This is a genomic window from Bradyrhizobium sp. AUGA SZCCT0283, from assembly GCF_018130385.1.
Classification (GTDB): domain Bacteria; phylum Pseudomonadota; class Alphaproteobacteria; order Rhizobiales; family Xanthobacteraceae; genus Bradyrhizobium.
On sequence record NZ_JAFCLU010000017.1, the window covers coordinates 137132 to 157616 of the forward strand.

13 protein-coding genes are annotated in these 20485 nt (G+C 62.7%); 10 read left to right on the forward strand and 3 right to left on the reverse strand.

Translation table 11 applies throughout. The features are described from left to right. Positions 1 to 247 precede the first annotated feature (247 nt). Together JQ624_RS23100 and JQ624_RS23105 are read left to right on the forward strand one after the other, a co-directional pair. A complete protein-coding gene (locus JQ624_RS23100) occupies positions 248 to 7045 on the forward strand; it encodes a VCBS domain-containing protein (protein WP_212421202.1) in 6798 nt (2265 codons plus the stop codon). Between the two features lie 136 nt (positions 7046 to 7181). Then, positions 7182 to 9410: a CHASE2 domain-containing protein gene (locus JQ624_RS23105; RefSeq protein WP_212421203.1), complete on the forward strand. Its 2229-nt coding sequence runs from the start codon at positions 7182 to 7184 to the stop codon at positions 9408 to 9410. Positions 9411 to 9527: 117 nt separating this feature from the next. On the opposite strand, the gene JQ624_RS23110 is transcribed toward JQ624_RS23105, so the two are convergent. Next, positions 9528 to 11141 carry an ABC transporter substrate-binding protein gene (locus tag JQ624_RS23110; protein WP_212421204.1) on the reverse strand — a complete coding sequence of 538 codons (1614 nt, stop codon included), beginning with the start codon at positions 11139 to 11141 and terminating at the stop codon, positions 9528 to 9530. A gap of 198 nt (positions 11142 to 11339) precedes the next feature. Here JQ624_RS23110 and JQ624_RS23115 point away from each other — a divergent pair, with 198 nt between their 5' ends. The 7 genes from JQ624_RS23115 to JQ624_RS23145 all read left to right on the forward strand — a co-directional run bounded on the left by JQ624_RS23115 (position 11340) and on the right by JQ624_RS23145 (position 18735). After that, on the forward strand, positions 11340 to 12998 hold the full coding sequence (locus JQ624_RS23115; protein WP_212421205.1) for an ABC transporter substrate-binding protein: 1659 nt from the start codon (positions 11340 to 11342) through the stop codon (positions 12996 to 12998). A gap of 210 nt (positions 12999 to 13208) precedes the next feature. Beyond that, the gene (locus tag JQ624_RS23120; protein WP_212421206.1) at positions 13209 to 14162 is read left to right on the forward strand and encodes an ABC transporter permease; all 954 of its coding nucleotides are present in this window, start codon (positions 13209 to 13211) and stop codon (positions 14160 to 14162) included. Positions 14163 to 14189: 27 nt separating this feature from the next. Then, positions 14190 to 15068, forward strand: coding sequence for an ABC transporter permease (locus JQ624_RS23125; RefSeq protein ID WP_409334364.1), 879 nt, complete (start codon positions 14190 to 14192; stop codon positions 15066 to 15068). A 4-nt stretch (positions 15069 to 15072) separates the two neighbouring features. Next, positions 15073 to 16152, forward strand: a complete 1080-nt coding sequence (locus JQ624_RS23130; protein ID WP_212421208.1) for an ABC transporter ATP-binding protein — start codon at positions 15073 to 15075, stop codon at positions 16150 to 16152. Then, positions 16149 to 16346, forward strand: coding sequence for a hypothetical protein (locus JQ624_RS23135; protein ID WP_212421209.1), 198 nt, complete (start codon positions 16149 to 16151; stop codon positions 16344 to 16346). The genes JQ624_RS23130 and JQ624_RS23135 overlap by 4 nt, the downstream gene beginning before the upstream one ends. Continuing rightward, positions 16343 to 17755: an amidase gene (locus JQ624_RS23140; protein WP_212421210.1), complete on the forward strand. Its 1413-nt coding sequence runs from the start codon at positions 16343 to 16345 to the stop codon at positions 17753 to 17755. Before JQ624_RS23135 ends, JQ624_RS23140 begins: the two co-directional genes overlap by 4 nt. After that, positions 17752 to 18735, forward strand: a complete 984-nt coding sequence (locus JQ624_RS23145; protein WP_212421211.1) for an ABC transporter ATP-binding protein — start codon at positions 17752 to 17754, stop codon at positions 18733 to 18735. Before JQ624_RS23140 ends, JQ624_RS23145 begins: the two co-directional genes overlap by 4 nt. Before the next feature lie 129 nt (positions 18736 to 18864). On the opposite strand, the gene JQ624_RS23150 is transcribed toward JQ624_RS23145, so the two are convergent. Beyond that, positions 18865 to 19104 carry a hypothetical protein gene (locus tag JQ624_RS23150; protein ID WP_212421212.1) on the reverse strand — a complete coding sequence of 80 codons (240 nt, stop codon included), beginning with the start codon at positions 19102 to 19104 and terminating at the stop codon, positions 18865 to 18867. Between the two features lie 140 nt (positions 19105 to 19244). On the opposite strand from JQ624_RS23150, the gene JQ624_RS23155 reads away from it, so the two are divergent. Next, positions 19245 to 19514, forward strand: a complete 270-nt coding sequence (locus tag JQ624_RS23155) for a GlsB/YeaQ/YmgE family stress response membrane protein (protein WP_212421213.1) — start codon at positions 19245 to 19247, stop codon at positions 19512 to 19514. A 6-nt stretch (positions 19515 to 19520) separates the two neighbouring features. Here the strand turns inward: JQ624_RS23155 and JQ624_RS23160 are convergent, their stop codons facing one another. Next, positions 19521 to 20453 carry a LysR substrate-binding domain-containing protein gene (locus tag JQ624_RS23160; protein ID WP_212421214.1) on the reverse strand — a complete coding sequence of 311 codons (933 nt, stop codon included), beginning with the start codon at positions 20451 to 20453 and terminating at the stop codon, positions 19521 to 19523. Positions 20454 to 20485: the final 32 nt, after the last annotated feature.

Here is a 20485-nt window from a genome sequence, read left to right on the forward strand (position 1 = left end):
ATTAAAATCTATACTTCGAATACTTGAGATAACGTTGTCCGGAATAGATAAATCCCCCGTACTGCTGCGTTGACGACAAATGAAACCTGCCATCTCGGCGCGGGTTTCTCAAAAATTGACTCATCGAAACGCGGCCTTCTGAGATTTAACAAGCATTGGATGGTTTCGCGGGAGACCTTTCAATGATATGCAAGCTTAGACTTTTCAATATTATATAAATATTAACCTTATCGGCAACGGTGCCATTTTGAGTTTAGCCGGCAAATTTACCGACGTGCTGTCTGACGCCCATGGTTCGCACCCCCATGGTCCTGTCCACGTCGACAGCATTTCGACGCATGCGCCGGTCGACGCCATTATCGTTCCTGATGCCCACCTGCTCTTCACCGGCGACTTCAAGCGCTCGGGCGTCGATCTGGTCCTTACCAGCGGCGACCGCGAACTCGTCCTGCATGATTACTTCAGGGGCGAGAAACGCGCCGCGCTGGCCTCGCCGGATGGCGCCCACCTCACCGGCGACATCGTCAACGCGCTGGCCGGACACACCCAGTTCGCGCAGGCCGACGGCAGCGCCAGTGTCGCGCCTGCGGTCATCGGCCATGTCACCAAGCTGGCGGGCAACGCGACCGCGATCCGCAATGGCGTGTCGATCATCCTGAACCAGGGCGACACCGTCCACAAAGGCGACGTCGTCCAGTCCGGCTCCGATTCGACGCTCGGCATCACCTTCATCGACGGCACCGTGTTCGGCCTCGCGTCGAACGCCAAGATGGTGCTGAACGAAATGATCTACGACCCCAACGGGTCGGACAACAAATCGCTGCTCAGCCTGGTGCAGGGCACGATCTCTTTCGTCGCCGGCGCCACCGCCAAGAAGGGCGACATGAAGGTCGACACGCCGGTCGCGACCATGGGCATCCGCGGCACCGCGGTGCTGGTCGAGATCGATTTCGAGGTGCCGTCGCAGGGCGGAGCGCCGCCGGCGAAATTCCAGGTGCTGGTCGAACCCGACGGCACCACCGGCTCGTACATTCTGTTCGACAAGACCACGCTGACGCCGATCGCGACCGTCAGCCAAGCTGGAACGCAGACGATCATCAATGGCCAGGGCACGGTCAGCTTCCTGTCGTCGGTGCAATTATCGCCCGACGCGCAGAAGATCATCACCGACGTGTTTTCGCTGAAGTTCAGCGACCTGAACAACCCGAACACCAAGCTCACGACCAACTTTACCGACTCGATCGTTCCGCAAACGTCGTTCCTCAAGCTGGCCAGCAACGACTTCGTCCCGGTGACGCTTCAGTTCATCAACGTCCCGGACAAGCCTGCTCCATCGCCCGGCACGGGTCCCGGTCCCCAGCTTAGTCACATTCCCGGCCCGCCGGAGGCGGACGCGTCTGGCGGCGCGTTTACCGAACGAGCCGGTATCACCGGCAACGCCGCCGTCGACAGCACGTCCGGCACGGTCAACTATGTCGACATCAACGTCGGCGATACGCCGAGCGTGAGTGCGCAGTTTTCTTCCTTCACCTATCAGAACGCGCAGGGCTCCAACGTCACGTCCACGCTGACGGCGGAGCAACTGGCCGCGATCAAGGCGGTCGAAGTGCCGCTAGACGTGGTGCAGGACCCCGACGGCAAGAACACCGGCCAGGCCACCTGGACCTACAACATTGCCGATGGCGCGTTCGACTTCCTCGCCGCCGGTGAGACGGTGACGCTGACCTATCTGGCGCGGGTCGACAACAACTATGCGCCGAGCAACGAGACGACGTTCGTGCCGTTTACGATCGTCATCACCGGCACCAACGACAAGCCGACGCTCTCCGCGACCGGCGGCACGGTCACGGAGCGGATCGGCACCGGCAATACGGCGATAGACACCGTGACCGGCACCGTCACCTTCGCCGACGTCGACCTGACCGACCGTCCCGTCGTCAGCGCGGCGATCTCCGCGACCGATCCATTCCGTTACTACGACGCGGAGGGCAACGACGTCACCGAAACGCTGACGCCGGCGCAGCTGGCGGCGATCCTGGCGGTCGAGGCGCCGCTGAGCGTGGTGCAGGCGGCCGGAAACACCCACAACGGCTCGGCGAGTTGGACCTACAGCATTGAGGACAGCAAGTTCGACTTCATCGCCAAGGGCGAGATGCTGACCCTCAACTACGTCGCCCAGGTCGATGACGGCCACGGCGGCATCGTCTCCACGCCGATCACGGTCTCGATCCATGGCGCCGACGTCGTCGTCACCGGCACCAACGACGTGCCGACCATCGCCACGACGAGCGACGCCTTTGCCGAACTTTCGAACCTCGAGCAGCCGAACCCGAGGGGGTCCACCGCGCTCGATACGGCGTCCGGCACCATCGGCTTCACCGACGTCGACCTGACCGACCGGCCAGTGGCGAGCGCGGCCTTCACGGCGTTCAGCTACCTGAACGCCTACAGCGTCGACGTCACCTCACAGCTCACGGCCAAGCAACTCGCGGCGATATCAGCGGTGGATGAGCCGCTGACGGTGGTGCAGTCTCCCAGCAATACCAATGACGGTTCGGCGAGCTGGAGTTACAGCATAGCCGACGGTGCGTTCGATTTTCTTGCCTATGGCGAGATCCTGACGCTGACCTACACCGCGACCGTCGATGATGGGCATGGCGGCGTGGTGACCAAGCCGATCACCGTCACCGTCACCGGCAGCAATGATACGGCTGAAATTACCAGTGACCCGCAGGCCGCGACGCTCACCGAACGTGCCGACACCCACGGTTCGGCGACGCCGGATACCGCAGGCGGCGCAATCACGTTTGTCGATGCCGATCTGGCCGATACGCATGAGGTCAAGATCACCGGCGTCGACGCCTCCGGCGTGATGACGGGCCTCGCCAACGGCACGATCCAGCTCAGCTGGCTGTCCCTGGGTCCGCTGACCGATTCCACCGACGGGGTGACCGGCTCGAAGACCTGGTCGTTCTCGGCGCCGGATAGTTATTTCGACTACCTTGCTGATGGCGAGGCGGTCACACTGACCTACACGGTAGAGGTCGACGACCATCACGGCGGCGTCACCTCGCAGGACATTGTCGTCACCGTCAACGGCAGCAACGACGCGCCTGACATCGCTGACATCGCGCAGCAGGGCCTCGCCGAGCAGGCCGATACCGCGCCGCTGACAACGACGATCCCAGTCACTTTCACCGATCTCGACCTGTCGGATGTCGGCCATACCGCAGCCATCACCGATGCGGTGGCGACCGGCACCACCACAGGCCTTGCGCTCGACGAGGCCGCGCTGATCGCGCTGGTGACGCCGGGCGCGGTGACTAAGGAAGTCGGCTCCTCGGCCGGGTCCGTCGACCTGTCGTTCTCGGCGGCCTCGACCGCGTTCGATTATCTGGCGAAGGGCGAGGTTCTGACGCTGACCTACACGGTTTCGATCGATGATGGCGACGGGGGCGTAACACCCAAGACTTTTGTCGTCACCGTCACTGGCACCGAAGACGCGCCTGTTATCGCCGATATCGCGCAAAAAGATCTGACTGAGCAGGCCGATACCTCGGCTCTGACCGCGACGATCCCGGTCACTTTCACCGACGTCGATCTGACCGATGTCGGCCATGCTGCTGACATCACCGGCGTGGTGGCGACGGGCACCACGACCGGCCTTGCGCTCGACGAGGCCGCGCTGATTGCGCTGGTGACGCCGGGCGCGGTGACCAAGAATTCCGGTTCATCGTCCGGCTCGGTCGTGCTGTCGTTCTCCGCCGCTTCGACGGTGTTCGACTATCTGGCGAAGGGCGAAGTCCTGACGCTCACCTACACGGTTTCGATCGACGATGGTGACGGTGGCGTGACGCCGCAGACCTTCGTCGTCACCATCACCGGCACGAATGACGACCCTGTGGTAGCGACGGCCGATGTGACCGGCGCGGTGACGGAGCAGGTAACGCCCGTCGGAAACCTGACCGACGGCGGCACGATTGCGCTGGCCGACGTTGACCTCACGGACACTCATAGCATCGCCCCCACCATCACGGCTTCCGCCGGCGCGCTGGGGTCGCTGAGCGCCTCCGTGAGCCCGGACACCGTCGACGGCGTCGGCGGCACCATCAACTGGAATTACAGCGTAGCGGCTGCCGCAGTCGAGTATCTCGCAAAGGGTCAGACCAAGGTCGAGCAGTTCACGATTACGCTGGACGACGGCAACGGCGGCATCGTCGACCGCACGGTTGAAGTCACCATCACCGGCACCAACGATGCGCCGGTCATCGCTGCGATCGCGCAGACTGATCTCGCCGAGCAGACCGATACTGCGCCGTTGACCACGACAATTCCGGTAACGTTTGTCGACGTCGATCTGACCGATGTCGGCCACGCCGCCGCGATCACCCATGCGGCCGCTTCCGGGGCGACAGCAGGTCTTGCCCTGGACGAGGCCGCGCTGATTGCGCTGGTGAGCGCGGGCACAGTGAGCAAGACCTCCGGCTCGTCGGCCGGATCGGTCGAACTGTCCTTCTCTGCGGCCTCGACCGCGTTCGACTATCTTGCCGTGGGCGAGAAGCTGACGCTGACCTATACGGTTGCGATCAACGACCTTGACGGTGGCGTGACGTCGCAGACCTTCGTCGTCACCGTCACCGGCACCAATGATGCGCCTGTCCTGAATGCCGCGAAAACTCCAGTTCTTGCGGCGGAGACGCAGAACGCGGGCCCGCCCGTCAACGGAACAGCCGTCGGTACTCTGGTTTCCAGCCTGGTGAATCTCGATCCGCCGTCGGGCGGTCTGGACAACGTCACCGATCGGGATCATGCAGCAATCACCGGAATTGCATTGACCGGTACCGATACGAGCCACGGTATCTGGTTCTACTCGATCGATGGCGGTGCCCATTGGACCGCGGTCGGCTCGGTGTCGGACACGTCGGCGCTCTTGCTGGCGGCTGATGCCAACACGCGGCTGTATTTCCAACCCAACGCTGATTACAGCGGGACGGATGCGAACGCGATCACGTTCCGTGCCTGGGACCAAACCAGCGGATATAACGGGATCAGTGGGGTCGACGCCTCGATCAATGGCGGCGCGACTGCGTTCTCAACCAATGCGGATACCGCCAATATCACGATCGAGCATGTCGACATCGCCCCTGTGGTCGACCTGAACGGGGGCGCGAGCGGTTTCGATAACCTGGTTAGTTATCCACACGGTCAATCGCCGGTCCTGATCGCCCGGGCGGCCCTGATCACCGATGTCGATTCGGCGAACCTCACGTCGATGACGGTTACGTTGACAAATCCGCTGAATGACAGTTCGGGCGGCGGTGGCATTAACATCAAGGAGATTCTCTCGCTGACTCCCGAGGCTGCCGCACTCGCCGCTGCCGACCATCTCACGGTGACCTTCACTTCCGATGTCGTCCATCGCACTGACCCCGTGACGTTGACGATCACGGGCTCCGCCAGCCTGGCGGACTATCAGTCGATTCTTCAGGGCATCCAATATGTCAACACCAAAACCGGAAGCCAGGACACGACTGATCGGATCGTGACCGTGGTGGTCAGCGATGACACGCTCGACAGCGTCGCGCACAGCGTCACGATTCACTACACAGCCCCGGCCGGTGTCGCCGGCGAGCCGATCAATTTGGCTCTGGTCGAGCCGTCCCCAGATCACCTCGGCCTCGTCACATTGACTGTCGACGGGATGCCAGCGGGCTGGTCCTTGAGCGATGGCAGCAGCAATGGCGATGGTAGATGGACGGTGCAGACCAACGATGTCTCTGCGCTTTCCATAATCTCACCGAACGACTATGCCGGCGCGCTGATGCTCGACGTGGCAATGAGCTGGGCCAATCCCGATGGCAGTATCGGAAGCACGACTATCTCGGACAATGTCGAAGTCTATGCCAAAGGTGGGCCAATTTTTGCGTTATCCAGCGATGACGTCCTGACCGCGTCGAGCGCCAAGGATCTGTTGGTGTTCTCCCGATCGATCGGCCATGACGTGGTTTACAGCTTCGATGCATCGGCGGATCAGATCGATCTGGTCGGCTACACCGGCTTCACCAGCTTCGACGATGTCCAGGCGCACTTGACAGAGGACGTCAACGGCAACGCCGTGATCACGTTGGCCGACGGACAATCAATTAATTTGCAGGGTGTTCACGCCGCATCACTGACGGCGGCGAATTTTGTGTTTGACCTGACACCGGAATTCACCAACGCCGGAACGATGACAATTGAAGACGGAGCCCTGCTGCCGGTATCCGGAGTGATAACCAACTCCGGCGTGATCGCATTGAGCTCGACGGGCACCGGGGCCGATCTGGAACTGATTGAGAGCGGAACGACCCTTCAAGGCGGCGGCAAGGTCCTGCTGTCCGATAGCGATGCCAACGTCATTTCCGGAACGAATTCCAGCGTCACGCTGAATAACATGGACAACACAATTTCTGGCGCCGGCCAGTTGGGCGCCGGTGAATTGGATCTTACAAACGCCGGCATCATCGATGCTACCGGCACGCATGCGCTCGTCATTGATACCGGCTCCAATGTCATCTCCAATTCCGGAACGCTGGAAGCTTCCGGAAGCGGCGGATTGACGATTCTTAGTGCGGTCGCCAATTCGGGAGTGCTGTGGGCCAACGGAGCCGCCATCACGGTGAAGGGCGAGGTAAGCGGAAACGGCACTGCCATCATTGATGGTAGCGGCACTCTCGACCTCGAGGCATCCGCAACGACGAATGTGGCGTTTGGCTCGGGAGGGGCAGGTACGCTGAAGCTTGGAGATTCGTTCCATTTCAACGGCACGATTTCGGGCTTTGGCGATTCCGACGTCATTGATCTTGAGGATCTGGGATCGGCGACAGCGTCGATCACTTATCATGAAAACGTGACGGCAACCGGCGGGACGCTTACGATTTCAAGCGGGGCGCAAACCGTTGAGCTGTCTCTGCTGGGGGATTATTCAGCCGACAACTTCAACATCGTTGCGGATGGCACCCGCGGTACATTGATTGTCTACGTGCCGCACGACCTGACGATCTAAGATTGACGACAATCGCGACCATGCGACTGTCGAATTGAGGGATGAGCCACCTTCCACAGTCATGGCAGCTTCCGTCGATATCGGCCGGTGTCGTAACCCGTTGGATCAATCCATTCGTCCGTGATATCCAGACAGCATGAAACGACTGCGGGTATGGCGAAGATGGTTCACGCGGCGCATCGGCTATGCCCGGCTGCTGTGCCTTGCGCTGCTGATCGGGTTCGCAGCCCTTCGCGTCGCCGATCCGGCTCCCGTCGAGGAAATTCGGGTCAGAACCTTCGATTTCTTCCAGCGCATCGACCCTCGCAAGAAGACCGCAAGGCCGGTGACGATTATCGACATCGACGACAAGAGCCTGGAAAAGATTGGTCAGTGGCCATGGCCGCGGACGCGGATCGCCGATCTCATTACCGAGCTGACCAGGCTGGGCGCCGTCGTAATCGCGTTCGACGCGGTGTTTTCTGAGCCGGACCGGCTCAATCCCGCCGATGTGGCTGATACGTTCCGCGATCTCGATGAGGACACCCGCGCCAAATTGCGAGCGCTGCCGAGCAACGACGAGGTCTTCGCCGAGGCCATCCGGAAGTCGCGTGTGGTGCTTGGTGAATCGGGCGCCGCGGAAGAGCTGGCCGCGCTCGACAAGACGCTCCCGGTGACCGGACTGGCGATGCTGGGCGAGGAACCACAACGTTTCATGTTCCAGTTCCCCGGCCTGCTGCGCAACACCAAGGTGCTTGAACACGCCGCTGCCGGGCGCGGCCTGTTCACGATCAGGCCCGAGCGTGACGGCATCGTACGGCGCGTGCCGATGATCATGTTGGCGCAGGGCCAGACCATGCCCTCGCTGAGTTTCGAGATGCTTCGGGTCGCCACCGGTTCGGGTACGATCCTGATCAAATCCGAGAAGACCGGCATCAAGAGTCTCGGCATCAAGGGCTTTCAGCTTCCGACCGACGGCAATGGCCAGCTTTGGGTTCACTATGCCCGCCAGGATACTTCTCTCTACGTTCCGGTAATCAACGTGCTGGAAAAGACCGTCGCGCCCGAAATGATAGCGGGTAAGCTGGTCCTGATCGGCACCTCGGCCGTCGGTCTCAACGACATCAAGACCACGCCGGTTTCGCAGAACATGCCGGGCGTGGAAATCCACGCCCAGATTCTGGAGGGCGCATTGACCGGCGACGTGATCTCGCAGCCGATCTACGGCATCGCCGTCGAATTCGCGACAGCGCTACTGTTTGGAATGCTGGTGATCGCGTTCGCGCCGCTGTTCGGGCCGGTCACGCTGGTTGCGCTAGGTGCTGCGTTTGCCACTGCACTGCTGGGAACGTCCGCCTATTTCTACATGCAGCACCGGCTGCTGATCGACTTCACCTATCCTCTGATGTCGACCACGGCGATCTATCTTACGCTGATTTTTTCCAGCTTCGTGCGCGAGCAGGCGCAGCGCCGGCAAATTCGTTCCGCCTTCGGCCAATATCTGTCGCCGGCGCTGGTCGAGCAGCTCGCGCAGTCGCCGGAGAAGCTGGTGCTCGGCGGCGAGGAGCGTGAGATGACCATCATGTTCTCTGACATGCGCGGCTTCACCTCGATCTCGGAGACCTACAAGAACGATCCGCAGGGCCTCACTGCGCTGATGAACCGTTTCTTGACGCCGCTGACCAACGCCATCCTCAACCGCAAGGGTACCATCGACAAATATATGGGCGACGCCATCATGGCGTTCTGGAACGCGCCGCTCGATGACAAGAATCATGAGCTCAACGCCTGCGAGGCGGCGCTCGACATGCTGGAGCGCGTCGACGAGCTCAATCAGGCGCGCGAGCAGGAGGCAAAGGAGGAGGGCCGCCCGTTCATTCCGCTCAATGCCGGCATCGGCCTCAATACCGGCACCTGCGTGGTCGGTAACATGGGTTCCGACCAGCGTTTCGACTATTCGGTGTTCGGCGACAGCGTCAACCTTGCTTCGCGCCTCGAAGGGCAGTCCAAGGAATACGGTTTCCCGATCATCGTCGGCTCCAGGACCGCGCTGGCGGTCAAGGACAGGTTCGCGATCCTCGAACTCGACTTCATCATGGTCAAGGGCAAGAAGGAGCCGGAGGTGATCTACGCCATCGCCGGCCGTGAGGACACCGCGCAGTCCGGCCGCTTCCAGCGCCTGCGCAATTTGACCATCGAGATGCTCGCCTGCTATCGCAACCGCGACTGGGAAGGCGCGCTTGCGGCCATCGCGCGCGGCCGCAAGACCGACGAAGCAAATTCGCTGGAGCTGCTCTACAATCTCTACGAAGCCCGCATCCGCGGCTATCTCGAAAATCCGCCGCCGCAAGACTGGAACGGCGCCTTCGCGCTGCTGACGAAGTAGCGTCAAATGCGGGATTTGTAAGGTGGGCAAAGCGAAGCGTGCCCACCATTCACGAGCACGGCGCGGAATGGTGGGCACGGCGCTGACGCGCCTTTGCCCACCCTTGCTACAATTCCTTCACTCCAGCCCGATCGTCGTCAGATCCTGGAACCAGTGCTGCGCCTGCACGAACTTCTTCACCTTGGGCGACAGCGCGTGCGGGTTGGTGTCGTGCACCACCCAAACCAGCGTGGCGTCGTCGACGATCAGCGCATGCGCCTGCGCCAATAGTTCGTCCTGCCTGGCGACATCGAAGGTCTGCTTGGCCTCATCGATCAGAGCGTCGACCTTGGGATTCTTGTAGCCGCCCCAGTTGACGCCGACCGGCGCGATCTGGCCGGAGTGGAAGAAGCGGACGATCGCATAGAGCGGATCTGAGGTGACATAGGCGATGTTGTTGGAGGTGATGCCGGCGTTCATCTCGTCGGCCGCGCCCTTGCGCCACGCGGTATAGAGAGTCTCGAGCTCGACCACCTTGAAGTCGATCTCGATGCCGATTTCCTTAAAACTCTGTTGCAGGAATTCGTTCATTGGCAGCGACAGCATCTGCCCGGTGCCGCCCTGGGCGATAATGAAGGTCGTCTTTAGCGGCTTCTCCTTCGAATAGCCCGCTTCCTGCACCAGCTTCTTCGCCGCCGCGACATCATACTTCAGCTCGAACGTGGGCTTGCCGAACCAGGGACTCGAGGGGTCGACCTGGCCCTTGGCGGGTTTTGCTAGACCGTTCATCAGTCCGACCACGGCCTCGCGGTCGATCGCAAGATTGAGCGCCTTGCGCAGGCGGATGTCGGTCCAGGGCGAACCGGGCAGCACGCTCAAATGATAATTCCAGACATGCGGCGTGACGTTGTCGACGATCTTCATGCCGGCGGATTTGAGCTGCGGCACCGCGTCCGGCGCCGGCGTCTCGATCAGATCGACCTGGCCGGCCAGGAGCGCATTGGTGCGCGTCAGCGCTTCCGGCATCGGAATCAGCACGATCTTGTCGGCCTTCGGAATCCGCTTGCTGTCCCAATAATCGGCGTTCTTCGTCAGTTCGGCGAGTTCGCGCGGCACCAGTTTTGTGAGCTTGAAAGGTCCGGTGCCGGAGGGCTGGCTGGCGAACTTGTCCCAGTCCTTGCCGAGCTTTTCATATTGCGCGGGGCTGGAGACCAGGAACCACAGCATCTGGTAGGGAAAGAAGGAATCGACCGCCTTGGTCGTGATCTCGATGGTCGAATCGTCGATCTTGGCGTAGCTGGCCACTGAAGGCAGGCGGGTTTTGACCTGCGCGCTTTGGCGCTTGTCGAACTGCGGTGCCTTGTCATTGAGCACCTTGTCGAGATTCCAGATCACTGCATCGGCATTGAATTCGCTGCCGTCGTGAAACTTGACGCCCTTGCGCAAGGCAAAGCGCCATTTCTTCTTGTCGCTGTCATCGACTTTCCACTCGGTGGCTAAGCCCGGCACCAGTTTCCCCGGCCGGTCGGACACGTCCATCTCCCAGGCGACCAAGGGATCGTAGATCGTGTAGGCCGAGAACTGGTAGGCGCCGGCGCCGCGGTCCGGCTGGCCGGTGGTCAGCGGGATGTCCGCCATCGAAATGCCGTAGCGCACAACGGTCTCCGCCTGCGCCGAAATTGTAGGCAAGCCAAGAGCCAAGCCGAGGGCCATTGCCGCGGCAGCAAGAAGCATCGAATTTCGGGTGCGCATGAATTAAGCTCCTTCGGGCGGGGTTTGGAGTTGAAAAATGCAAGCTTGGTGCCAGATGGAGCATGGAAAGCGCGCTTGCATGCGCACTCACTGAGAGTTGTGCGGCTAATCGCCCCCAGATAAGCGCCTTCCTTGGCACAGGCGTTGCATACAGTTGCATAAGAATTAGTCACCCAAGTCGAGAAGGAATTGCTGCATATGCGTAACGAAAAATCGAAGAAGACGGCCACCGCGTGGCTGCTGGCGACGGCGCTGGTGGTCGGATTGCCGCAACTCGCCAGCGCCGAAACGGTGCTGCGGATCGGCATGACCGCGGCCGATATTCCGCGCACGCTCGGCCAGCCCGATCAGGGCTTTGAGGGTAACCGCTTCACCGGCCTCACCATGTACGACGCGCTGACGATGTGGGACCTGTCCTCGGCCGACAAGCCGAGCGTGATGATCCCCGGGCTCGCGACCGAATGGAAGGTCGACGAGGCCGACAAGAAGAAGTGGACCTTCAAGCTGCGTCCCGGCGTCAAATTCCATGACGGCTCGCCGTTCAACGCGGACGCCGTGGTCTGGAACGTCGAAAAAGTGCTGAAGCAGGACGCGCCGCAATTCGACGCCAGCCAGGTCGGCGTCACCGCCTCGCGCATGCCGACATTGGCCTCCGCCCGCAAGATCGACGACATGACGGTGGAACTGACCACCAAGGAACCCGACAGTTTCCTGCCGATCAACCTGACCAATCTGTTCATGGCGAGCCCTTCGAAGTGGCAGGCGTTTTATGAGAAGGCTGAAGGCGCCGACGCCAAGGCAAAATCGCAGGCGGCCTGGGCGGCGTTTGCCAAGGACGCCTCGGGCACCGGCCCCTGGAAGATGTCGCAGTTCACGCCGCGCGAGCGGCTCGAACTGGTCAAGAACGAAGGCTATTGGGACAAGGCGCGCGTGCCCAAGGTCGACAAGATGGTGCTGCTGCCGATGCCGGAGGCCAACGCCCGCACCGCCGCATTGCTCTCCGGTCAGGTCGACTGGGTCGAGGCGCCGGCGCCGGATGCGGTCAAGGAGATCAAGCAGCGCGGCTTCCAGCTTCAGGCCAACGAATCGCCGCACGTCTGGCCCTGGCAGTTCTCGCGCGTCGAAGGCTCGCCCTGGAACGACATCCGTGTCCGCAAGGCGGCCAATCTCTGTATCGATCGCGAAGGCCTCAAGGATGGCCTGCTCGCCGGCCTGATGGTGCCCGCCACCGGCACCTTCGAGCCCGGCCATCCCTGGCGTGGCAAGCCAACGTTTGAGATCAAGTATGACAAGGCCGCCGCGCAGAAGCTGATGCAGGAAGCGGGATATGGACCGAGCAAGAAGCTGACGGTGAAGACCCAGACTTCGGCCTCGGGCTCGGGCCAGATGCAGCCGTTGCCGATGAACGAATATCTGCAGCAGGCGCTGGGCGAATGCTACTTCGACGTCCAGCTCGACGTCATCGAGTGGAATACGCTGTTCACCAACTGGCGCCGCGGCGCCAAGGACCCGACCGCCAACGGCGCCAACGCTACCAACGTGACTTATGCGGCGATGGATCCGTTCTTCGCCCTGGTGCGCTTCCTGCAGTCGTCGATGGCCCCTCCGGTCTCGAACAATTGGGGCTTCATCAACAATCCCAAGTTCGATGAGCTGGTGACGAAGGCCCGCCAGACCTTCGACCCCGCGGCGCGCGACGCGGCGCTGGCCGAATTGCATGCGGCCTCGGTGGACGATGCGGCGTTCCTCTACGTCGCCCACGACGTCTCGCCGCGCGCCATGAGCCCGAAGGTGAAGGGCTTTGTGCAGCCGAAGAGCTGGTTCGTCGACTTCTCGCCGGTGTCGATGGCGCCGTGACGCGGAGAGCGTGATGCTTGCTGACCCTCTCCCCTTGTGGGAGAGGGTGGCTTCGATGCGCAGCATCGAAGACGGGTGAGGGGTTCTCTCCGCGGATAGAGATCCTTCATCATGCACTTCCATCTCCGCGGGTAGAGACCCCTCATCCGGCGCGCATGAGTGCGCGCCACCTTCTCCCACAAGGGGAGAAGGAAGAAGAAAAAGTGACTCGTGTTTGCTTACATTGCCCGACGTATCGTCTACGTCATCCCGATCGTGATCAGCGTGGCGCTGGTGTGTTTCCTGCTGGTGCACATCACGCCCGGCGATCCGCTGGTTGCCGTGTTGCCGGCGGATGCGTCGCAGGAGCTCGCCGCGCAACTGCGCACGGCTTACGGCTTTGATCGTCCGCTGCCGGTCCAGTTCGGGCTCTGGCTATGGCGGGCGCTCCATGGCGATCTCGGCAGTTCGATCGCGACCGGCCGCCCGGTGCTGTCGGAAGTGCTGCGCGCGGTCGGCAACACCGTCACGCTTGCCATCGCCGCAGCCCTGATCGGCTTCACGCTCGGGCTATTGTTCGGCCTGATCGCCGGCTATTTCCGCGACACCTGGATCGACAAGGTCGCGACCTCGATCGCGATCGCCGGCGTCTCGGTGCCGCATTACTGGCTCGGCATGGTGATGGTCATCATCTTCTCGGTGCAGCTCAACTGGCTGCCGGCCGTCGGCGCCGGCCCCGGCGGTTCCGGCGCCTGGGGCTGGGACTGGGAGCACATGAAATATCTGATCCTGCCGGCGATCACGACCTCGGTGATCCCGATGGGCATCGTCACCCGCACGGTGCGCGCCTTGACCGGTGATATCCTCTCGCAGGATTTCGTCGAGGCGCTGCGTGCCAAGGGGCTGCGCGAGACGGACGTGTTCAAACACGTCATCAAGAACGCCGCGCCGACCGCGCTCGCGGTGATGGGCCTGCAGCTCGGTTACATGCTCGGCGGCTCGATCCTGATCGAGACCGTGTTCTCATGGCCGGGCTCCGGCCTGCTGCTCAATTCCGCGATCTTCCAGCGCGACCTGCCGCTGCTGCAGGGCACGATCCTGGTGCTGGCGCTGTTCTTCGTGGCCCTCAATCTCCTGGTCGATATCGCGCAGGCCGCGATCGATCCGCGCATCAAGCGGGGCTGATCCAATGAGAACCTGCAAATGACCGTGATGTCGGATACCGCCCTGCAAGCTGCGCCCGCCACCAAGGCGCGCGGCTATTGGGCAACCGTCGGCCGCCGTATCGCGCGCGACAAGGTCAGCATGGTCTGCGCCTTCGTGCTGGCGCTGATTTTCCTTTCGGCGCTGTGCGCGCCGTGGCTGGGCTTAGCCGATCCCTACCAGGGCTCGATGATCCGCAGGCTTCGCCACATCGGCACGCCGAACTATCCGCTCGGCACCGACGAGCTCGGCCGCGACATGCTGGCGCGGCTGATCTACGGCGGCCGGCTGTCGCTGATCATCGGCATTTTGCCTGTCATCTTCGCCTTCGTGATCGGCACCTCGCTCGGACTCGTCGCGGGCTATGTCGGCGGCAAGCTCAATACGGCGATCATGCGCACCATCGACGTGTTCTATGCCTTTCCGTCAGTGCTGCTGGCGATTGCGATCTCCGGCGCGCTGGGGGCGGGCATTGTCAACTCCATCGTGTCGCTGACGATCGTGTTCGTGCCGCAGATTACCCGCGTCGCGGAAAGCGTCACCACGGGCGTGCGCAACATGGATTTCGTCGAGGCCGCGCGTGCGTCCGGCGCCGGCCCCTTCACCATCATGCGCGTCCATATGCTCGGCAACGTGCTCGGACCGATCTTCGTCTACGCCACCGGGCTGATCTCGGTGTCGATGATCCTCGCCGCTGGCCTGTCCTTCCTTGGCCTCGGTACCAAACCGCCGGAGCCGGAATGGGGCTTGATGCTGAACACGCTGCGCACCGCGATCTATGTCAACCCATGGGTGGCGGCGCTGCCGGGCGTCATGATCTTTGCGGTGTCGATCTGCTTCAATTTGTTGAGCGACGGCATGCGCAGCGCCATGGACATCAGGAACTGACGCGATGAGTGAGACGAGCCCGTCAGTCGAATTGCTGGAGCCGGTCGAGGACGTCGGCGGCGCGGCGCAGCCGCTGTTGCAGGTCACCGGCCTCACCAAACATTTCCCGGTGCGGGGCGATCTGTTCAGCCCTCGCAAAACCGTGCGCGCGGTCGATAATGTTTCCTTCTCCATCGCCAAGGGCGAAACGGTCGGCATCGTCGGCGAATCCGGCTGCGGCAAGTCGACCACCGCGCGATTGTTGATGCACCTGATGAAGCGCGATGCCGGCGATATCGTCTATGATGGCATGCAGGTCGGCCGCGCGCTGTCGCTGCGTGAACTGCGCCGCGGCATGCAGATGGTGTTTCAGGACAGCTACGCCTCGCTCAACCCGCGTCTGACGATTGAGGAATCGATCGCGTTCGGTCCAAAGGTTCACGGCATGGCGGATGCCGTCGCGCGCGCGCTGGCGCGCGAGCTGCTCGGCAAGGTGGGCTTGCGGCCCGAAACTTTTGCCAACCGCTACCCGCACGAGATTTCCGGCGGCCAGCGCCAGCGCGTCAACATCGCGCGTGCGCTGGCGCTGTCGCCGCGGCTCGTGATCCTTGATGAAGCCGTCTCGGCGCTGGACAAATCGGTCGAAGCCCAGGTGCTCAACCTGCTGGCTGATCTCAAGCGCGAATTCGGCCTGACCTATCTGTTCATCAGTCACGACCTCAACGTGGTGCGCTACATCTCGGACCGCGTGCTGGTGATGTATCTCGGCGAGGTGGTCGAACTCGGCCCGGTTGACAAGGTTTGGGATGCGCCGGCGCATCCCTATACGCGCGCGCTCTTGGCGGCGATGCCGTCGTCCGATCCTGATAACCGCACCGAGACGCCGCCGATTTCGGGCGATCCGCCCAATCCGATCGACCCGCCGCCCGGTTGCCGGTTTCACACCCGCTGTCCGTTTGCGGAGCCGCTCTGCGCAAATGCGACGCCAAAACTCAGCGATGTCGATACAATCGGCCATCAGGCGGCGTGCTATATGGCCATTGCCGGCTCCGGGCACAGCCGCGCACCGGCCAAACAAAACGACAAGGGAGCTAACACCGCATGACAAGACCCGATCCAAAACAGGTCAAGGTAATGACCGAAATCGCCGGTGTGCCGCAGGATTCGGAAGTTTCCGCGCGCATCGCCAATTCCATCGGCCCGGCCTTCGATGGTTTTGCGCCGGTCAGCGGCACACTGCCGATGGATCTTGAGCCTGCGAGCTTTCTTTTGGTGCAGCGCGCGAAGGTGTTAAAATGAGCGGCGAACCGGCCTTGATGTCGCTGGTGGCGGTTGCGAAAGCGATCGCCTGCAAGAAGCTCTCCTCGCGCGAGGTCACGCAATCCTGTCTCGACCGGATCGCGCAATGGCAGCCGCGCGTCAACGCCTTCATGGCGATCGAGGCGGAGGAGGCACTCGCCGCCGCCGATGCCGCCGACGCGGCACTCGCCAAGGGCAAGAATCTCGGCCCGCTGCACGGCGTGCCGATGGCGCACAAGGACATGTATTACGACGCCGGCAAGGTCGTGACCTGCGGCTCGAAAATCCGCCGAGATTTCGTGGCGACGACAACCTCCACTGCATTGCAGCGGTTGAAGGACGCCGGCTCTGTCAGGCTCGGCTCGCTGCAGATGGTCGAGTTCGCCTACGGCCCGACCGGTCACAACGTCCATTACGGCGCGGTTCGTAACCCCTGGAATGTCGATCACATCACCGGCGGCTCCTCGTCCGGCTCAGGCTCAGCGGTCGCCGCTCGGCTCACCTTTGCGGCGCTCGGCTCCGATACCGGCGGCTCGATCCGGATGCCCGCGCATTTCTGCGGCGTCACCGGCTTCAAGACCACCGTCGGCCTGATCAGCCGTGCCGGCGCGATGCCGTTGTCGCAATCGCTCGATACGGTGGGGCCGCTGGCGCAAACGGTCGAAGACTGTGCGCTGCTCGTAGGCCTGATGGCGGGTGCCGACCCCGAGGATCCCACCGCCTCCACGCTCCCGGTGCCGAACTACATGGCCGCGACCACAGGGTCGCTCAAGGGCCTGAAGATCGGCGTGCCGACCGCCTTCTATGTCGACGATCTCGACTCCGAGGTGGCGCGTGTGCTGGACGAAACCATTGCCACCCTGAAAAAAGAGGGCGCCGAGATCGTCAAGCTCGAACTGCCGGATCAGCGCCAGCTCACTGCCGCCTGCCAGATCGTGCTCGCCACCGAAGCCGCCGCCTTCCACAAGCGCTGGATGATCGAGCGTCCGCAGGATTACGGCGCGCAGGTGTTGATGCGGCTGCAGAACGGGCTCGCGATTCCCGCCGTGACCTATCTCGAAGCGATGCGCTGGCGCGGTCCCGCGCTCGCGGCCTACCTCGCGGCGGTCACCGGCACCGATGCCGTGATCGCGCCGGTCGCGCCGATGCCGGCGGCGACCATTGCCGAGAGCGATGTCGGCAACAGCCTCGATGCGGAGGCCGTGATCCAGCGGATCACGCGCTTCACCCGGCCGATCAACTATCTCGGCCTGCCGTCGCTATCGATTCCCGCAGGCTTCACCAGGACCGGTCTGCCGGTCGGCATGCAGCTGATCGGCCGCTCGTTCGATGAAGCAATGCTGGTGCGGATCGGCGCGGCGTTCCAGCGCGCCACGGACTATCACCAAAAGGTACCCAAGTTGGCATGACTAACCTCGTCGAAATCCGCGACCTCAACATCCGCTTCACCGGCGAACGCACGGTTCATGCCGTCAACGACATCTCGCTTGCGCTCGGTGAGGGCGAGGTGCTCGGCCTGCTCGGCGAATCCGGCTCCGGCAAGAGCGTGAGCTTGCGCGCGCTGATGCGGCTATTGCCGAAGAAGCGGACGCAGATTTCGGGGACAGTGAAGGTTCTGGGCCGCGACGTGCTGGCGATGAACGAGGAACAGCTTTCGGCGTTTCGCGGCCAGACCGTCTCCATGATTTTTCAGGAACCCGCGCTGGCGCTCGATCCCGTCTACACGATCGGCCACCAGATCGCGGAAAGCGTGATGCGCCACGAAGGCAAGAGCCAGAAGGAGGCGACGGCGCGCGCGCTGGAAATGCTGGAGGTGGTGCGCATTCCCTCCGCCAAACGTCGTCTCGAGGCCTATCCGCACGAAATGAGTGGCGGCATGCGGCAACGCGCGATGATCGCGCTGGCGCTGGCCTGCAAGCCAAAAATCCTGCTGGCCGACGAGCCCACGACGGCGCTGGACGCCACCGTGCAGATCCAGATCCTGCTGCTGTTGCGCGAATTGCAGCGCGAGTTCGGCATGTCGGTGATTTTCGTGACCCACGATATCGGCGTCGCCATCGAAATCTGCGACCGCGTCGCTGTCATGTATGCCGGCCAGATCGTGGAGCAGGGCCGCCTGCGCGACATCGTCCGCTCGCCGGTTCATCCCTATGCCAAGGGCTTGCTGGCTTCGACCGTCCATGGGGCGAAAAGAGGCCAGCGGCTGGAGACCATCCCGGGGACGCCGCCCTCGCTCGACAAGGTGCCTGCAAATTGTTCGTTCGCGCCGCGCTGCGCGGTGGCGCAGCCGCGCTGCAGCGAGCGCCTGCCGCCCAATGTGCAGGTGTCGTCAGATCGAACCGCGCGCTGCGTGTTGGCGGAGCCGGCTACGGCGGTTGGTGCGATCTAACAGATATCGGGACAGGTGTTGTCTGGTTCGTCATGCCCGGCCTTGTGCCGGGCATCCACGTCTTCTTGTCTGCCTAAGACGTGGATGGCCGGGCTGAACGCCAAGCCCCGGCCATGACGAGATCGAATTTCAACCGCCCAATCCCGGATCGGCCCAGCGTTCGATCTGCGCCGGTCCCACGACCTGCTTCGGCTGATGGGGATTGAGCGTACCCGCGCTCGCGGTCCAGCCCTTGGACAATATCTGCATCGCAAACAGCTTGGCGTCGATTTCCGATTTGAAGGTGCGGGTCGAGCGGGCCATGCTCTCCGCCGTCTCGTCCGCCTTGTCCGGACCAAAGGTCACATACCAAATATCGCCTTGCTTCATGCCGACCTAACGCATGTGACGTAAAAAAGTTTCACTTCGCGGGCGTCGTTGGGCGGTGCGCGGATTGCGGCTCGTCACATCGGACAAGGATGGGATAGGCTGCCGTCCGGCCTGCGCCGCGAACCCCGGGGGGACCTCAAATGCAGATTTCCAACGAAGGCATTCTCGTCATTCTCTTCGTCGGCCTGGTGGCCGGCTGGCTCGCCGGCAAGATCGTGCACGGCACCGGCTTTGGCATCATCGGCGACATCCTCGTCGGCATCGCCGGCGCGCTGCTTGCGAGCCTGCTGTTTCCCAAGCTCGGCATTCGTATCGGCACCGGGCTGGTGTCCGAGATCGTCTATTCCACCATCGGCGCCGTCATCCTGCTGCTGATCGTGCGGCTGGTGCGGACCGGCGGGCGGCTGTAGCGAGCGCTATTTCGCGCGGCCAACCGCCTCCACGATCCACCGCCGGACGGCAGCGATCCGGCGGTCGCGCGCCTGCTCGGTGCGGGAGACAAGGTAGATCGTCTCGTTATGCGTGGCCTCGAACGCAAAGGGCGCGATCAGCTTTTTGCCAAAGCCCGGCCGCGCCTTGATCAGCGGCGACATTCCCAAGGTGACGCCAAGTCCCTGTTCGGCGGCCTCCAGCATCGCCGGCACGCTGTCGAGCCACAGGTGCCCGCGTGGAGTGAGATGCGAGAGGCCGGCCTCCTTGAGCCAGGCCGGCCACGCGCGCGGTTGCGTCGTGAGATGAATCAGCACCTCGCCCGCCAAATCTTCCGGCTTCCGCAATGCGCCCTTGACCAGCGCGGGCGCGCAGACCGGCAAACCCTTCACTGTGACCAGCGGTTCGAATTTCAGTCCCGTGGAATGCTCGCGGCCATAGCGGATCGCGACGTCGACGCGCGAGGCGCTGAAGTCGGCATATTGATGCGTGGCCTCGATGCGCAGCGTAAGCGCGGGATTGCGCCGCTTGAACTCCGGCAGGGCAGGGATCAGTACGGCCGAGGTGAAGAACGGCAGCGAGCTGATCCAGAGTTCGGCGTGCGCATCGCGGCGATGCCGCAGCATGTCGCGGCTGGCGTCCTGTAACGCCGCCAGCGCGGCCGAGATTTTTGCAAAATAGCGTTCGCCATCGGCCGTCAGCCGCACCGAACGCGCGCCGCGCACGAACAGTTTGACGCCGAACTGCTCTTCCAGCCCCCGGATCTGATGGCTGATCGCCGACGGGCTGAGCGAAAGGTCACGCGCCGCGCGGCGAAAGCTCAGTTGCGAAGCGGCGCGCTCAAACGCCAGCAAGGCGGTCAAGGGCGGGATCGCGCGCAGCGGCGGGGGCGGGGTCGCCGAGAGTTGAATAATATTCATCTGAGGTGAGAAAATCCCTTTTGTAACGGGCT

Excerpts from the sequence above, each read along its gene's own strand:
- JQ624_RS23105 (WP_212421203.1), top strand. The coding sequence starts at position 7,182 with ATGAAACGACTGCGGGTATGGCGAAGATGGTTCACGCGGCGCATCGGC.
- JQ624_RS23110 (WP_212421204.1), bottom strand. The coding sequence starts at position 11,141 with ATGCGCACCCGAAATTCGATGCTTCTTGCTGCCGCGGCAATGGCCCTC.
- JQ624_RS23115 (WP_212421205.1), top strand. The coding sequence starts at position 11,340 with ATGCGTAACGAAAAATCGAAGAAGACGGCCACCGCGTGGCTGCTGGCG.
- JQ624_RS23125 (WP_409334364.1), top strand. The coding sequence starts at position 14,190 with ATGTCGGATACCGCCCTGCAAGCTGCGCCCGCCACCAAGGCGCGCGGC.
- JQ624_RS23130 (WP_212421208.1), top strand. The coding sequence starts at position 15,073 with ATGAGTGAGACGAGCCCGTCAGTCGAATTGCTGGAGCCGGTCGAGGAC.
- JQ624_RS23135 (WP_212421209.1), top strand. The coding sequence starts at position 16,149 with ATGACAAGACCCGATCCAAAACAGGTCAAGGTAATGACCGAAATCGCC.
- JQ624_RS23140 (WP_212421210.1), top strand. The coding sequence starts at position 16,343 with ATGAGCGGCGAACCGGCCTTGATGTCGCTGGTGGCGGTTGCGAAAGCG.
- JQ624_RS23145 (WP_212421211.1), top strand. The coding sequence starts at position 17,752 with ATGACTAACCTCGTCGAAATCCGCGACCTCAACATCCGCTTCACCGGC.
- JQ624_RS23150 (WP_212421212.1), bottom strand. The coding sequence starts at position 19,104 with ATGAAGCAAGGCGATATTTGGTATGTGACCTTTGGTCCGGACAAGGCG.
- JQ624_RS23155 (WP_212421213.1), top strand. The coding sequence starts at position 19,245 with ATGCAGATTTCCAACGAAGGCATTCTCGTCATTCTCTTCGTCGGCCTG.
- JQ624_RS23160 (WP_212421214.1), bottom strand. The coding sequence starts at position 20,453 with ATGAATATTATTCAACTCTCGGCGACCCCGCCCCCGCCGCTGCGCGCG.